Annotated in this window: 2 protein-coding genes; both read right to left on the bottom strand. The window is 46.8% G+C overall.

Annotated elements, in window-relative coordinates; translation table 11 throughout:
- Nucleotides 1-156: 156 nt before the first annotated feature.
- The gene (locus tag NO989_RS07080; RefSeq protein WP_171337405.1) at nucleotides 157-927 is read right to left on the bottom strand and encodes an outer membrane beta-barrel protein; all 771 of its coding nucleotides are present in this window, start codon (nucleotides 925-927) and stop codon (nucleotides 157-159) included.
- Entirely contained in the window at nucleotides 924-18,179 is a 17,256-nt protein-coding gene (locus NO989_RS07085) for a tandem-95 repeat protein (protein WP_371342312.1), read from the bottom strand. Before NO989_RS07085 ends, NO989_RS07080 begins: the two co-directional genes overlap by 4 nt.
- Between the last annotated feature and the right edge of the window lie 611 nt (nucleotides 18,180-18,790).

The raw sequence follows: 18,790 nt of genomic DNA on the forward strand, positions 1-18,790 counted from the left end.
CGAACTTTCATGAGGGGAAATATTATTTTTGACACGATAACAACTTATCGTGAAGAAAGCATGCTATATCCAAAAGTCTAACGCATAAAAAAGGAGGCTTATCGCCCCCCTCTATTGGTTTTGCTCGTATATTACTTGTTGAAAATTTACATTTCTCTAGAAGAGATAATTAACACCTATTGATATGAGGTCAGTAGAGTTATCTTCTATGTCATAGCGTTCATATTCAATCATTGCAACCCAATCATGGTGAATACGCCAGTTAGCGCCAATGCCATAGAACAAATCCGTGCCTTCATCATCAACGTCTTGAAGTAGGGCTGTATCCTCAAAAACATCTAACGAATCGTAGTTACCTTGCCAAAAATATAAGCCCACATGCGCATGTAAAAACCAGTCCTCATGACGTAAAAACTGATAGGCTACACTTAATGTATAGCCATCTACTGATGTTGGGCGAATACGCGATGTCTCGCTGAAAAAGCGAGATGGCTCGTTGGTCGTGGTTGAAAATGCTGCCGATACATCACCTAAATCGGTATAACCGACTTGAATAAAGCTGTTTTCGGTAATATTGGTACCTACTACCGCTTTCCACGCACTGCGGGTGTCATCAATATCTATGTCGAAGACATCAAAGCCTAGCTCTGCGGCTTCTTGTTGTACATCCCTTTCCTTGAAATCTCCTGATGCGCTCCCCCAACTCCCGCTTATGAAAAACTGTTTAGCCGTGCACTTTTCATATCCTTTAGAAAGTTTTGAGGCATCCTCTTCAGATAAGCATTGAGTTTTGCTAGCTAAAAAAGGGGAAGCATCCCTTTCTTTATTAGATTGCTGAGCCATGGCTGGAAATGAAAACATTGCTCCCATTGCAACAGCGCTAACAATCCCATACCTAAAAGTTCTATTCATCTTAGCTACGCTCACGCTTTTACTCCCTTTCTTTGCGCCGCTAATAAGCGGCGCAGTGTCATAACAAATACCAGTAACATCAGCAGCATAGCGTTCATGCTACCACCGCCTCCGCCAGAGTTTTCAATTCTAACGGTCACGGGTTGAACAGTAATGGTTAGTCTACCCTCGCTCGTTCCGCCCTGTGTATCTTCAATAATATAGGTGACTACAGCATTGCCCGTAAATGCAGCAGGCGGCGTAAAGGTCAATGTATCGTCAGGGTTAACAGATACGCTACCGATTGATGCCTGGGCACTTACAACACGAATACTATCGCCATCTTCGTCGAAGTCGTTGGCAAGCACGTTAACGGTTACAGATTGGTCAACGTCTATCGTTACAGTATCGTCTACAGCCTGTGGAGGATTGTTACCAATAATGGTTACCGTAATTACACCCAGGTCTGAACCTCCGTTTCCATCACTGATACCATAATTAACAATCACTTCGCCAATAAAGCCAAGTGGAGGCGTGTATTCGATGGTATCCCCCGCTATCACAGCTGTGCCGAACGTGGTTGTAGCAGAGGTAATACGCAAGTCATCGCCATCAGGGTCTGCATCGTTACTTAAGGCTTCAATAGTTACAGACTCATCAACAATGATAGTTACTGCATCGTCATTTGCCACGGGTTGTGTATTGCCATTAAACATGACACTTACACCACCTGGGTCAACAATCGTACCGTTCACCAAACCGTCGTCATCATCAACGCCACCATCTAGAATTTCGAGCTGCACACACCAGTGCCCTTCGGTTAGCCCTTCGGTCCAATAGTCGCCGCCCGGCGGAGGACAGTAGCCCGGCTCACCTTGAACTGACCATAAACGGTTGTTTGCGTTTTCCGTAAACGTTACCCAACCGTTTTCAGGCGTAAACTTACGATAGACCGCATTCGCAGGAATTGGCTTAAGCTGCGGCATAACAATGTTCAGCGTTTGTCCGGCCTCAGGTAGACCATAGGCGATGAAATCGAAAATGCCGCCAATGTTTGTCGCTTCTGGGTCAGGGACAATGTCATCATCGCCCGCAATATCACCATCTATGATTTTCGCGCCACCGAGCTCGCTACTTACAGAGAAGTTACCTAAGCGCAAGCAAACACCTGGGTCGCCTTCTACCATGTAGCCGTCAACAAACGCCACTTCTTGCGGAAGCACATTACATTCAGGCGTTGGATCTAGGTAATCTAAAATACCGTCTCTATCGCTATCGGCAAGACCATCCACAACATCCGGTACACCGTCACCATCACTATCAAGTTCAGTAGGCGATGGTAGTGCATCCACTACTTGAATATACAAAGTATCCGAGTCTGTGAAGGCTGTGTCATCTGCGTCGGTGACCGTTGCACGGATTCGGTACACACCAATCTCTAGACCACTTGGGTCAAACGTAAAGGTGTCATCAACGCTATCGGTATCTGCAAGATCTGCATCCAGTGATGTCCACACAAACTCGTACTCGTTGGTTGGGTCTGGGTGGTCAACTCGAGAGGTTACCAACACGTCAGAGCCTGTAGGAATAACCCGAATTCTTGACTCGCCGTCCTGCTCGGTAAACAGGTCAACATCTGGGTTCACGTTATCTTCACGGATAGTTATTTCGTGAATGTATTTGTTACCTATGTTCAACACATCTGAAAGCTCGATAATAATGGTTTCAGTCCCTTCAATATCCGCATCAGGGAAAACATTGAAGCTCACCGTTTTATCACTACCCGACTCCATCACAATGATGCCATCGACTAAGTCATGATCGCCGCTGTCTGCCGTACCGCTTACCGTAAATGGAATTTCTAGCGGATAAACCGGTGACGTGCCGTTTAAGTGAATACCAAATTCTACTTCGTGGCCTTCCAGTACAACTTGATCTTTAGTGATGGAAACAAGAGGACGTACGCGTACGGCCTGACTTGCCACAGAGGTTAAGCCGTCTTCGTCAGTCGCTTGCCAGTAAGCCGTATTATTACCCGGCTCATAGAAGATTAGCCCATCAACCAATGACACAGGCAATGGATTACCAAATTTATCGACCGCCGAGGCTACGCCAAGGTCAATTTTGGTAAATAGCGCATTGGCATCTACGAACACGTCTTCTGGCACTTCAATAACCGGGCGATCGGCCAAGTCATCTGGCATTACATCTACCAGTACCGATGCCTGAGCTACCTCGCCTTGAGGGTCGGTGATGGTGTAGTCGATAACGATTTCACCTACGAAGCCTTCAAGTGGTGTATAGGTAAGCGAATCGTCTGACCAAGAAACATCACCTAACTCAACGCGCGCACCAATAATACGAAGCGTATCCCCGTCTGCATCAGAATCGTTGGCTAGTACATCAATTTCTGCAGGATTGTAGTTCCCCAAGCTGATTGCATCATCGCGGGCAACCGGCGCGTCGTTCACTGGATTTACGTTGATGGTCACCGTGCCTACATTAGAAGTTTCTTCACCGTCATTTGCTGTAAAGGTAAATGTAGTTGTGCCGCTAAAGTCCGCGTCCGGCGCGTACAACACATTAGGTAAACGACCAACAAGCTCACCGTCCGGTGATGTTACCAGCTGGTAGGTTAGCGCATCGCCGTCTGCGTCACTACCCTGAAGCTGAATGGGCAGAGTCGCATCTTCTTCCATCGTAAAGGTTAGGTTCAACACAACAGGGGCATCGTTAGTGTCGATTACCGTTACCGTGTAGGTCGCACACGCTTGCGCGCCCGACTGGTCAGCAACACACACTGTAATGGTGGCAGTGCCATGGAAACCGTCTGCAGGCGTAAATGTCACCACACCATTAACGATTTCTACGGTGCCGTTTGTGGCTTCGGCACTAGCAATAGTGAGCGTATCACCATCAATATCGTTTGCATTGGATAATACGTTGATACTTAGCGGCGTATCTTGATTAGTAGATACTTCTCCACCTTCAAGAGTCGGAGCATCATTTACATTTTCAACCGTCACCGTAATTTGCGCAGTCGCTTCACCGCCATTCCCATCTGATATGGTGTAGGTGATGATCGCCGTTCCAACAAAGTTAGGTAACGGTGTGTAGACAATGTTGCCATCGCTATTAACGGTTACCGTGCCCGAGTTAGCCGTTGCATCTGTGATGATTAACGTATCGCCGTCAATGTCAGCGTCATTGGCAAGTGCATTAACAATAACACTGCTGTCTTCACTTACATTAGCTTGGTCGTTATTTGCTACTGGTGCGTCGTTAATAGCAACGATAACTACGGTAACCGTTGCGGTATCAGTACCACTAAAGCCATCGCTAATAGTATAGGTAAATGTTGCCTCACCATTTACATTGGCAACAGGTGTGTAGGTAACGGTAGTGCCGTTATTGACCACCACACTTCCGTTGTCAGTACTTGCCATGGTTACTGTTAGTACATCGCCGTCGACGTCGCTATCGTTTGTTAGTACGGTTACTGTAACACTGCCATCTTCGGTAACACTTGCCGTGTCATCAACGGCAACAGGGGAATCGTTCACTGCAGTGACAGTTAGGGTTACCTGCGCTGTATCAGTTCCACCATGACCATCTGAAATGGTGTATTCAATAGTGACCACGCCGTTGTAGTTGGCAGGCGCTTGATAGCTTAACTCACCGCTTGGCAACAATATCACCGTGCCAGTAGACGCTGTTACTTCGGTAATGGATAACGTATCGCCGTCTTCATCAGTATCGTTAGACAGCACATCTAAGGTTACCGATTCGTCTTCTTGTGACGTAAAGCTGTCATCATTCGCAACAGGGATATTGTTTTCGGCAACAGTTAGCACCAAGGTACCTGTTACCGTGCCGCCCATACCGTCTGATACGGTGTAGGTAACCGTTACTGTGCCTACGAAACCTTCAGGTGGCGTGTATGACACTAATCCATCAATAATAGTCGCCGTTCCAAAATCAGCCGATACTGAGGTAAGCGTAAGTGCATCGCCATCTGCATCTGTGTCATTAGCCAGTACGTCGACCTCTACCGCTTCGTTGAGCTTAATAGCCAGCTGATCGTCTTGAACGTCAGGAAGAGTATTGCCATTAACAAATGTGCCTACTCCACCAACAAAGCTAACCGCTCCATTAGTTGTACCGTCAGCATCAAAACTTCCGCCATCGGTTAGCGTCAGCTTCACACACCAGCTACCTGCAATTAGACCTTCTTGCCAAGCGCCACTATTAACAGTAGGACAGAAACCTGGCGTACCTGGTGCTGAGTAAATCACGGCGTCGCCGTCTGCAATGACATCGAACCAACCTAGCTCAGCAGTCCAGCTACGCATAAATGCGTCTTCTGGGACGGCATTGCGCTGCGGAATAACCACATCGAACTGTGCTTGATTAGACTGATTATTCACCACGTCGAAGTTAAACAACCCACCAACATTGTTAGTTTCCGTATCTGTCGGAATGCGACTGGTTACTACGCTGTCATCAGCAAGTAGCAATACGCCAGCATTTGAAGTGCCACGGGTGTACTCACCCGCACTTACACATGCACCAGCGTTTGATTCAACAAGATATTGCGCGCTTTCACCTGCAATTTCTGGCGCAACCGAACAAAGCGCAATGCTATCTAAGTAGTTAGGCACACCGTCTAAGTCGGCATCACCTGTGCCTTCAATGTTGTCTGGTAGGCCATCACCGTCGGTGTCTGCACCAGTAAGTTCAGGTAAAGTTTCTACTACCTCAATATAAATTGTGCGTGAACTTACAAGCGCGGGGTTTTCACTGTCTGCCACAAGTAGCGTAACCGCATAAACACCTGGCGCTACTGAAGTAGGGTCGAAAGTAAATACACCGTCATCATTTGAAACATTAGTGAGTTCTGGTGCTGAATTACTCCAGTCGTAGATAAAATCAGCGGCAGGATTGGTATGACTGATAGCCGCAAGTACATCAACTAAACCATCATTTTGGCCAACAGTTAACGTTGTAGTGTTATCTTGCTCAACTGACAGCGCTACAACTGGTGCCACAGGTGCTTCTGCAATAGTGGTGGTTTGCGACGCTTTTTCTCCGACATTTACGTTTTCATTTAGCGTTACGATTACCGTTTCGCCGTCATCAATAATCGTGTCAGGGATAATATTGAATTTAACGGTTGCCTGTGTGCCACTCTCAATAGTGACAGTGCCAGAGATAAGGTCGTGATCGCTAGTATCTGCAGTACCTGAAACCGTGTAGCTCACTGTTACTGGGTAACTAGGTGCATTACCGCTTAGCAGTACATCAAAGCTTGCTGCGCCACCTTCGGTGACAACCACATCATCACTTAGTGACACCTGAGGGTTAACGCGGATAGTCTGACTAACCGTTGTCGTATTGCCTTCATCATCAGTTGCCTGCCAGTAAACGGTATGTAGCCCTGGCGCAAAGCGAGTTTGACCGTTCAATAAGGTTACAGGGATTGCATTACCACTTGCGTCAACAGCTGTTGCATTACCTAATACAACCTCCGTTAGATAGCCTATGGCATCAAGTTCAATATCCGCTGGTGCTTCGACAACTGGGAAGGTTTGAGCAGTTTGCTCAGAGGCACTAACAGTAACGATGACACTTGCTTGCGATGTGGCGCCACTTGCATCGGTAATAGTATACGTAATTTGAACATCGCCTTGTGTTCCAAGCGCAGGCGTATAGACAAGCACCCCACTTTCAACTTCGACACTGCCGCTATCCGCTGTTGCGCCAAGTATCGATAATGCATCGCCTTCTACGTCAAGGTCGTTGCTTAGTACGTCAATTTCAACAGCTGTGTCGTCTAATGTAGAAGCCGTATCCGCAACCGCCACAGGCGCATCGTTCACGGCCACCACATTCACTGTGATATTGGCGGTGTTCGAATCTTCTTGACCGTCGTTCGCTTTATAGCTGAACAGTACCGTACCGTTGTAATTTTCTGGGGTAACGTACAGCAAAGAAGGAGCAGAACCTAACACTTCACCTGTTGGCAACGTTACTAATTCAAACGTTAAAACGTCTTCGTCTGCGTCGGTACCCGTTAGCGTGATGGGTAGGCTATCTCCTTCTTGAATAGTGAATTCAAGATCTTCAACTACTGGGCCTATGTTTGTATACACCACTGTAACGGTAATACGCGCACAAGCCTCTTCGCCCTCAGCATCTTGAATACAAACGTCGATGGTTACTTCGCCGGAATAATCTTCAGACGGCGTATAAACCAGTTTGCCGTCAACAATATCAACCGTGCCGTCTGAAGATGTGGCGCTAACGATAGTATGCGTATCATCTGTATCTACATCTTCAACATTGGCGATAACATCGATAGTTAACGCTTCATTCTGGTTCGTTGCAGCAGTGAAATCAGCAAGTGTAGGTGCATCGTTAACAGCGGTAACCGTTACAACAAGCGTACCTGTTGCTGTTGCTCCATTGCCATCAGAAACCGTGTAGGTAATGGTTGCTGTACCATTGAAGTTCTCATCTGGTGTGTAGCTTACTTGCCCACCTTGAATAGCGACTGAACCTTCGTCAACGGTTACGTCTGAAATAGTCAGTACGTCTTCGTCAATGTCAGAATCATTCGCGAGCACATCGACAACAACAGAGCCATCTTCCTCGACTGTGGCCGTATCATCCACCGTTACCGGTGTATCGTTAACTGGGTTAACGGTAACAGTAATCGTTGCTGTATCAGTGGCACCATTACCATCGCTTACCGTATATGATACTGTCGCTTCGCCATTAAAATCAGCATTAGGCGAGAAAGTAACCTGGCTATCTGCCGTGATCACTGCGCTACCCTGCGCTGATGAGGCGGCTGAGACTGAAAGCACATCTTCATCTATATCAGAGTCATTGGCGAGAACAGCTACCGTTACTGAAGCGTCCTCATCAACAACAGCGGTGTCATCCAAAGCGATAGGAGCATCGTTCACCCCTTCTACTGTAAAGCTAATGCTGGCAGTGGCGGTACCGCCATTTCCATCTGAAATAGTGTAGGTGGCCGTTGCTGCCCCATCAAAATCAGCTGGTGGTGTATAGGTCACACTGTTATTTGCATTAACTGTGATAGTCCCCTCAGATGCGCTAGCAGATGTCACGCTTAATTCATCGTTGTCAACATCTGTATCATTGTCTAATACAGCAAGCGTAGTGCTTGAATCTTCGGTAACTCTTCCGGCATCATCATTAGCTACTGGTGCGTCGTTAACAGGCGCCACCGTTACTGTGACTGTCGATGAGGCGCTACCACCAGCACCATCCGATACACTGTAAGTTATCGCGGCTGTACCGTTGAAGTCGGCACTTGGCGTAAAGCTAAGCGTATTATCGCCGGTAATAGTTGCAGTGCCTTGACTGCTGCTTGCAGCCGACAGCTGCAACGTGTCACCGTCGATGTCACTGTCGTTTGAAAGCGCATTAATAATTACCGTTTCGTCTTCCTGTACACTCGCCGTATCTGCCACAGCCACCGGATTGTCATTTACTGGGTTTACCGTAATTGACACTGTTGCTGAATCAGAGCCGCTGTTTCCATCAGAAACGGTATACGTCACTGTTGCAGCACCGTTATAGTCGGCATCCGGCGTATACAAAAGATTACCATCGCTATTAATGGTTGCCGTACCAGTACTAGCATTAACCGCAGTTAACTCAAGGGTATCGTTGTCTACATCTGTATCGTTAGCAATAACGTTAACCACAACGCTGCTGTCTTCATCAACGCTAGCTGTATCATTATTCGCAACGGGGGCATCGTTAACGTTTACAACCGTCACTGCCACCGTTGAGTTAGCGCTGCCGCCAGCACCATCTTCAATGGTGTAAGTAATAGTGGCGCTGCCGTTGAAGTCAGCTTCTGGCGTGTAGTTCACCTGGTTACCTACAACCTGCACGCTGCCGGTTGTAACAGAGGCGCTCGCCACACTTAAGGTGTCGCCGTCAACGTCGGTATCGTTAGCAAGTACATTAATGCTAACCGACTCGTCTTCATTGACACTTGCGGTATCTGGATTAGCGATTGGGTTGTCGTTAACCGCTGCAATAGCTACAGACACCGACGCATTGTCACTGCCGCCGTTACCGTCTGTTACCGTATAAGCTACTGTGGCACTACCGTTGTAATCTGCCGCTGGGGTAAACACCACATTGCCGTCACCATTAACTATTGCACTTCCATTGGTTGCCGATACATTTGAAACGCTTAATGCATCGTTATCAATGTCGGTATCGTTAGCCAATACATTAATAACTACCGCTGTGTCTTCGTTAGTGCTGGCCGTGTCGTCGCTTGCCACTGGTGCATCGTTGACGTTAGTAACATTAATCGTCACCGTACCTGATGCCGTACCACCTGCACCGTCACTTACTGTATAAGTTACGGTTGTTGCGCCATTAAAGTCGGCCGTAGGTGTAAAGGTAATATTGTTTCCGCTAAAGGTTACTGAACCATTTGGCGATGTTGCATTGGTGATCGACAACGCATCGCCATCTACGTCAGTATCGTTAGTCAAAACATCAATAATTACGCTGCTGTCTTCGTTCACCGTCCCTGAATCAGGGTTAGCTATTGGCGCGTCATTTACTGCATTAACCGTTACCGATACAGAAGCTGAATCGGTTCCGCCATTTCCATCAGAAACCGTGTAATTAAGTGTAACAGGGCCATTGAAATCGGCCGGTGGCGTATAAAGAACATCGCCATTTGAATTTACGGAGGCCGCACCAGCGCTTGCCGACACCGCAGTAACACTTAGGGCATCGCCATCTACGTCACTGTCGTTAGCTAACACATCAATAATTACGTCATTATCTTCGTTAGTATTCGCACTGTCGTTTGTGGCAACCGGTGCATCGTTATCTGCTTGCACGTCTACCGTTAGATTCGCGCTATCACTGTTCCCATTTCCATCAGAAATGGTATAGGTCACAAGTGCTGGACCGTTAAAGTCTTGTGCAGGCGTGAAGGTGATGTTGCTTCCCGCAAACGAAACCGCACCGTTGCTAGAATTAACCGCCGTGATAGACAATGTATCGCCATCCACATCGGAATCATTTGCCAATACATTTACTACCACTTGTGTGTCTTCAGTGGTAGTGGCTGAGTCGGCCTGCGCTACAGGTGCATCTTGAACATTGTTAACCGTAAATGTTGCCGTGGCAGTGTCGCTACCACCTGCGCTATCGGTAAGGGTGTATTGCACGGTCTCGGTGCCGAAGAAATCAGCCGCTGGCGTATAAATCAAGTTCGCGCCATCTGTAGTTACCGTACCGCCGTTACTTGGCGTAGCAACAGAGGTAATGCTAATGCTTTGGCCATTATCTGTATCACTATCGTTACTACGGGCCGCTAACGTATTGCTGGTTGTATCTTCATCTACCGTGAAGCTATCGTCATTCGCAGCGGGTACACGGTTGAGCAAGGTTACCGTCACGTCGTTAGCATTTAATGACTGAGGCTGAGCTGCCCCATCAACGTAGCTAAGCGCAGAAGAAATGGTTAAATCCTGGGTAGCCGCACTAGGCACTAGCGCGCTGGTGTCTAGTTCAACGCTAAACACATAGGTTTCAGTGTCACCATCATTATCGCTATTTACAATACTGCCTAAATCAAGCGTTAGCGTATTGTTAGACACACTAATATTGCCGTTCACATTAACTGCTGTGCCGCTAGCAGTGCTGTTAATACTTGCTGGGTTGACGCCTGAAGAAAGGCCAGTATTAAAGGTACGAGCAAGTTCCCCCGCCCCTGCGAGCAATGAAACATTAGCAGGTAACGTAACGCTTAAGCTTAAATCGTCTGTTGTCCCCTTAGGTACAGTAACAGTTTGTGTAAGGGTTAGTGTTTCGCCCTGCACAAAATTGTTACCAGATGTGCCACCATCACTGGTATCGGTAAGGGCAAAGGTTGGCGCAGATACGGTTTGCGCTTGTGATGTAACCGGAATAAGCAGCGCATTCTCACCATCAGTAGCGTTACTGTCGTTGTCACTTAACTGGTTGGCACCTAGATTATCACCACTAAAAAGAGCTTGCGTTGAGAATACGGTGTTGTCAGCCGCATTTGCATCTAGCGTTAGCACCACAGACGCGGTTACCGTTTCACTTGGCGCAATTCCGCCCACGTTTACGTCAAACGGCGTTTCGCTTACTACAACGCCTTGGCTGGTAACAGCTGTATTAGCTACTACGCTCAAGCCCGCATTGACCGGCTGAGTAAACGACACGTTTTCTGCAGTCGCTGAACCTTGATTGGTTGCCACGGTGTAAACGCGTACGCTGTCACCAGGGTCAACAACCCCATCACCGTCTACATCGTCAACAAGTTCAAAGTACTGAATAATTTCTAGTTCAGGCGTGCCTGCGCCCGTTGATGCACTGAAGGTAAGTGGCTGGAAGCCATCACTATCTGCACGGTTATTGTCGGCATAGACAGTATCAGTTTCATCGCTGGTAGCTTCACCTTGGAGCGAGAAGCTCTCGTTTGCGGCATTGCCGTTGAAATCAACCAGCGGTGAGTCGATGGTAACTTCAAGAGAAACCGTTTCGCTGGCGCCAGCTGCTAGCGTGATAAAATCTGCGCTCAATGAGCTACCAATTACACTAACCGTATGCCCACCGCTTACCGTCGCCGAATTAGCAACGTAAGTAAGACCTGTGGGAATAGCGTCGCTTAGGGCAATGTTTGATAGCGCTTGGCTACCTGTATTTTCAAGTAAATACGTAATGGTTAGCGTATCGTTAGGGCTAATGACATCATTGGTGTCAGCATCGGTTGATAAACTTACTAGCTGAGTAATATCTAAATCTGCTGTGTTTGCAGGTGTGCCCACTCTGAAAGTGTTTGCCTGGTCGCCGTTTACATCGTTACCATCAGCATCAGTTGGCTCTGCTACTGTGTCAGATGAATCTACGCTACCTTGTAGCGAGACTAACGTGTTGTTAGCCACATTGGCATCAACAAGCAACTCGAATGTAATGGTTTCAGATTCACCAAAAGCCATATCGCCAACATTTACCGTAATGCCAGCACTATCATCAAGGGTGCCTTTCGTGGTTGTCGCGGACCCTGCTACATAGTTTGTATTCGCAGGAATCCCATGAGTAAATACAACGTCAGTGGCTGTGGCACTATCGCTTTCATTAGTTAGCGTTGAAGTGACTAATACGGTATCACCAGCATCAATGAAACCATTACCATTGACATCATCAGATAGCACAACTGATTGGGTTGCACCGATGAATGCGGCGATATCACCTGTTACGTTAATTGAATCGGCAAAGCTGTAGTCTCGCTCGTCAGCAGTGTCGCCGCTCATTGAGCTATATGCACCATTGGTCAACCCAATAGATAGCGCGTTACCCACATCAGCATCACTATCGACGGTGAACTGAAGGGTTACTTGTTTGCTGCCATCTACCAACGTAATACCGCCCATATCTACAACAAGTAGCGTAGGCGACGTGTCATCAATCGTACCTTGCCCCATGAAGCTATTTGCCACATAAGTTAGACCGCTAGGAACTGAAACGTTAAACGTGGTCTCAAACGCGTCGGCAAAACTAGAGTTGTGGCCTACGTTAATAGTTAGGGTAAAGGTATCCTCCAACGATACCGAGGTTTTATCGAGCGTCATTGTTGAGTCTAAATTTGGCTCAACGATATCGATCTCGAGAGTAGATGGACCTGCGCTTTCGCCGCCACCTGATGCATTCACACTATTAGTAAGTGTTGTACCCTGCGCGTTGCCTACTTCGTTTTCTACAACACCGGTAAACGTAACCGTTATGTAATCATTTGCGCTATTGCCATCTGCGGTGTTGCTCACAGTTCCAAAGTCAACCGTGACATCATTGCCAGACACCGAAGCGGTTGCAGCGCCGTCATAGCTAATTTGCGCTGGGCTGTTAATACTAATACTGTCAAAGCGAATGTCCGCTGGCAGCGTATTTACAATAGAAACACCGTCAATTGTGCCTTCCACTAAATCGATACGCGCATCAATAGAAACCGACTCACCCACTGCGAAATCATTATCGCTATGTGTAGCATTAAGTGCAGATTGAATAGCCAGTGTGTTATCTACCGTTACATTACTGCTAGCTGTTTCACGGTAGTTATTTAACGTAGCGTTATTGTCGTCATCTCCACCATCGGCGCTGCTACGTCCGCTGCCGTCTAGCTGACTGTTATAGGTTGCTTCAACTGCATTAGTTAGCGTTTCACCAGCGCTTGCTTCGTTGGCCATTACAACGCTGTATTCGACGGTAACGCTTGCAAGTGCTGGTAGGTCGAATGCTGCAACCGACAGCGTATCGCCAGTGTTGGTCGTAGTAGTCTCACTAACATCACTTGCGGTCAGTGCTGTGTTCGTGCCTGTTAATACAGCTTCATCACTTGGGTTGGTCAGGGTTATTGCAGAGAAGGTAACACCAGAACCGCTGCCGTCTGGCCCTCCAAGTAATTCTGCAGGCATCACATCTTCAAAGGTAACGGCGTACGCGGTTGCTGTATTCCCCGTGTTGGTTACCACTGTGCGATACGTTACCGTATCACCGCTATCACTTGATGTCGCACCTGCAATGATGGTTTGCGTAATAGATAAATTCGGCTCGATAACATCCACGTCAACGTTCGCAGAAGGTGCTGGCGAGCTCACGTCTTGGTAGCTAAGTGAACCGGTACTAGTTAGCGTTATTCCACCTTGGTTACTTAAGATATTGGCAACTTCAACAGGTACTGCAATAGTGACTTGTTGAGACGTTGAAGCGCTGTTGGTGATGGTACCAAAATCCAACACGACCGGATCGGTCCCTTCACCAGGGGTGGTATTAGGTGTATTTGTGCTGGTGAAATCTGACACCGGTGTTGTAATGGTAATGGCGTCGCCGGTATACGTTAAGCCTGAAGGAAGATCTAACGTATAAACAAAGTTGTCTGTTGTACCCGTTGGTATAGAGAAACTTGCCGTTAAATCAACCACAGTTCCAATTGCAGCATCTGATGCAGTAGTCGTTAACGTAAGCGTGGGCGCATTGGCGGTAACTGATGCCATGGCCGAGTCCGCGATATCGTTGACGTTTTGGCCGGAGTCGTTGTTGGCACCGCTACCTGTACGTTCGCCGTTGTCTGAACCGGCAACACCTGGGGTAGCATCCCCTGTACCTGATACACCAGGCAAAGACGTTGCCGAGGTTGAAACGGTATTAGTTACGGTTTCTTCAAACGCGATATCAAAATTGACCTGAGCGGTATACACAACGGTAACGCTTTCACCCGCTGCTAGGTAATCAATGTCGCTAACTGCGCAGCTATCAGACTCAACCGTTAGCTCGTTACCACTGATGTTTGCACAGGCTGATACATCAATGCCTGCCCCTCGTGAATGTATTGCGCTAACCAGTGCCACACTGTTAAAACGCGCTGGCACGTTGTCGTTGATGTACCAGTCATGCGCACGCGATACGGCAGTTCCCGACGTATTTGTTAACGTAACGGTGAATGTTACTTCGCTGCCACCATCTACAGTTGATGGCGAAGCTGTTTTTGTAGCCGTTAGGTTTGGCTCTGCAATACGAATATTCTGCGTCGCACTGTTGCTCTGGTTAGCACTGCTTTCATTTAAATAGTTTACTTCACCTGTTACCGTTTTATTGTTTGTACGGTTATTGTTACTGGTGTTTAAGGTAAGCACATCAAGTGTAACGGTGATACTTTCATCACCTGCATCGTTGTCATTATTTGTTATGTCACCCAAGTCGAAGATAACAGACTGACCACTGACAACCGGGGTAATAGTTGTATCTGACGCAGTAATTGACACACCATTTGACGTCGTAAAGCCCGTATCAAATGTTCCGCGAATTAAGGCAGTGCCCGCTTGATAGGCCATTCCAGCAGGCAGAATAACTTCGATAATGTCCTGATTAGCAGTTTCTAGCGTCTGTCCCTCTGGTACGACAGTTGTAAACGCGTAGGTAAGCACTTCCCCTATAGCCGATTCACGAGTACCTGAATCACTCGTAAAAGTTTCTGAAGAAGCTATCAACGTAATATTGTCAGCTGAAATTGCTCTTGTGGCCGTGGTACCTGTGCTACTGGACTGAGAGTCACGCTCAACGGCTTGATCGCCTGTTTGGCTATCACCTGTAGCTTGCGCGGTAATATCAAAAGAGGAACCAGTCTGTGCACCTGCTTTTACTTCAGCAGTATAAGTGAACTGCACGCTATCACCAGCGGCAAGCTCCGTACCTGAATAGGTTACTCTGTCTGGTGAAGTTTGAAGTGCATACGTAAAACCAGTTGGGGTTGTTCCTGCGTTTACATTTGTGAAAATATCAGTATTAACATTGCTGACCACTTCAACATCATAAGCGGTAGCTGTACCTGTATTTTCAACATCTATAGTTACGGTTACCGTATCGCCTGCTTCTACGCCAGAGCTTGGCGCCACGCTTGTTGTTGCGCTTAATACATGCTCTGAAAACTGATTAGTTGACGTAGCTGACGCATTGTTGGTGGTATTGTTGGTTCCCGCATTTACCTGTAACTGCTTGCTTTGCGTTGACGTTGTAGCGGCATTTTGTGTGACGTCTTGCACCAAGGCTTCAAGCGTAATTGAAAATGTATTATCGCTTGGATCGTTATCATTATTAGTGGTTGTACTGCCGTTAAACACAGCTCTAACCGTTTGCCCACTAGCGACAGTGCCAGACGATGTCACGGTTGGGCTGGCACTTACGGTTCCGTCAAAACCTGTTGAATTTACCGTTAACGTATTGCTGTATTCAAAGCCAGCAGGGAGCGTCATATCTACCGTTAAGTCATTCGTTGTGCCCTCTGGCAAAGTCACGTCTACCCGATACTGTACGGTATCACCTACCACAACATTCCCCGTGGGGCTTACTATTGTTGAAGCAATAGCAATATCTGAAACGGTGACAAATGCGTCATCTGACTGCGGATCAAAGGTCGCAGCCTGCCCCTGTGCAGAAGCCCAATCAATCGTCGCTTCAGACGTGATGACATCGTTAGGCTCTGCAGTTTGTGCAATATCTTGAGTGAAAGTAAGCACGTAAACTTCACCTGCGGCGAGGTTCTGTATGCTGTAAGTACCATCTGCTAGTGAGCCGCTGCCCAAGGCTACACCATTCCCATCGACTGTTGCAGATACAAGGCTCTGCGAAGCCACGCCAGAAACGATAGGAACACTGGCGGTGGTGTCAAATGATGTAGCACCACCTTCGTTAGTTACTGTTAAGGTGTACTGAATCGTATCTCCGGCATCTACATTTCCTGCAGAAGTAGCAAGTGAAACGGTCAATTCTGGAGCACGAACAAGAATTTTAGCTGACTTAAGATCGGCAGTGATTGCATCAGGCGTATTGGTCGAAGTACCTTGGAATAAGTTCGCCAATTCCAACCCATCAGCATAGGGCTTATCGGTTACCTCAACGGTAAAATCAACTTCTAGTACTTCAGCTTGGGTTGTTGAGATACTGCCCCAGTCTAACGTTACGCTGTTTTCAGCAGATGATACCGTGATTGTAGGTGTGAGGGTTGTTACCGTATTTTCAGCGGTATAAGAAAAGCTGGTGTTGCTCGCAATATTTGAATTTGTATCGACAGTCGTTTCTGGGATTAAGAAAACGGGCAAAGGAAGAAAATCTACAAATACAATGTCGTTAGTATCGCCAGAAGGAATATCCATGCGCAAACGATAGGTAACGCTTTCACCCGGTGCGTACTGTAATAGTTGTGTGGTTGTATCGCCGTTACCGTCAACAAGAAATTTAGAGGTACGAATACCTTCAATCGAGACCGAAGCACTTGAGCCTTCCAAGCAGCTCGACGCACCACTTGCTACGTTATATTGTGCACTTTGAGAAAACGACAGTGAATCGTTAGCAACGACAGGGGCATTACTCTCAACCCCTGTGTAACCACCAACGTAATTTTGCTGAATATCTACGGTGTAAGACACCGTTAAAACGCTTCCCCCCGGAAGCGTGCCGGTTGCGTTAGTAACGTTGTAAGTGATGGCCTCATTTTGACTGGCGTCAGTACTTGAAGCAGGCCTCGTTATATTAAACGTATTTCCACCATAGCTAATCGTGATATCCGATGAAAAATCAACGCCATCGGCTATGGTGTCGTTAAGAATTAAAGAGTCTACCGATACGTAATCAGAAATTTGAATTGAGTTAGTAACGGTAAGTGTGTTGCCAGGACTTGATTCCCCTGTATTTACACCTTGCTGTATTGCAACATGCTTTGCCGTAACCGTGTCATTGCTAGAAACCTGGGTAAGCCCATTGCCGTTAAAACTCGCATTAAAGTCAAGCGGATGCACAATACTTGAAGCACTGCACTGCTGCGCATTCAGGACATTAATAAAATGCATGGGGTAGCTCACGCGCACATCATTTGCACTGCTTGTTCCCGTAGCAGAAGCACACGAAACATCTAAAATGCCACCAGTACTGGATGTAGAAGGTTCACTATCTATAGCGCACCCAGTTCCACCAGTTATCGTAGCTTGAGCGCTATACTGAACACCATTGTCTAAAACATCTGTGAACTGTAAGTTGTCTATCGTTGGACCATTTGCAACATCTACCGTATGTGTAACGGTTGCTGAAAAACTTGGGCCCGCAGCAAGCTCGTTTTCCGCAGCAGAGCTTTGCGTAGTTACTTGGTAAAGGGCCGCCTCAACTGACGCACTTTGCGATGTTCCCACTATTGGGCCGTTATCACCTGTTGCTGTGTCACCAAATTCATAAACAGGCGTTACCTCGATAGCAAACGCTTCCGCTGGCGTTGCATTACTGTCGATAGTGAAACAAACATTGGTAGTTAGGTCAGGGCCATTGGTTACAACCGAGCCCACTGGGATATCTACCGTTGAAAAACTGAACCCTTCGGTGCCAGCAACGGTTTGCGCAATGATAGGATCTTCGAGCTCATTGTTGTTCGCAACGGTGTCAAACGTGCCTACATTAACCGTAGCGCTGTTACTTCCTATAAACGTCGCACCGTTAAATGTTAAGTCAGCATCATGAATAACGCGAAGATAAGGGCCATACCCTGTTGTACCTGAGTTTGTTAACGGTATGTCGTAACAAAATGACTCCCCTATAAACGCGCTTTGCGGCGGTGAGTTTGTGATGACAGGGGTTGCTGCTTGCGCGCTTTGCAATGCGCCTAAGAGCAATGAAGTACCGATGATGGCTTTGGACAATGTGCGGATCATGTCTTTCCTTTCATTCGTGTTTTTCGTTTTAAAACAGTTGGCTATCGGGTTCAGTTGTAATCACTTCATACTTGTTTTCATCGAACTCAACGTAAAAAACCATTGAATACATTCAAATGATGGAACCTGAAAACTAGTACAAGATTTAACTTCTCGCCAGATAGAAAGCAGTAACTTTTAATAAATAAAAACTAATATTTCTCTGTTTTATATAGAGTTACTGAGCAAAGCGGAACATAACGCGTTGGAAAACGTAAAGACAGTAGACATAAGGATAAGACAACAAGGATAGGGGTTAACCCCTATTGCAATTTCTAAACCCCAAAATTTAGTTGGCAGTATGGATCATTAGGTTTAATATCGAGCGATTTATTTAAACCCCACACCATCATATTGGTATAAAAATTAATACCCAAGTATTGAATTAAATTACAAATTTGAGCATTATTATTAACCAAGGCGTCAAAAGTTCATGCTTTGAGTAAACTTAGTTCCTATTAAAGGCCGTGCTCTCGCATCACTAACAAAACATAAAGCATTTGAATTTGCCCTGTGTTCTCTATGTCGTCAGTGTCAAACTGGATACCCACAGACAGTTTATCGCGACCTCG

It is taken from the genome of Alteromonas sp. DY56-G5, from assembly GCF_041414725.1.
Taxonomy (GTDB): Bacteria; Pseudomonadota; Gammaproteobacteria; order Enterobacterales; family Alteromonadaceae; genus Alteromonas; species Alteromonas macleodii.

Excerpts from the sequence above, each read along its gene's own strand:
- NO989_RS07085 (WP_371342312.1), bottom strand. The coding sequence starts at position 18,179 with ATGATCCGCACATTGTCCAAAGCCATCATCGGTACTTCATTGCTCTTA.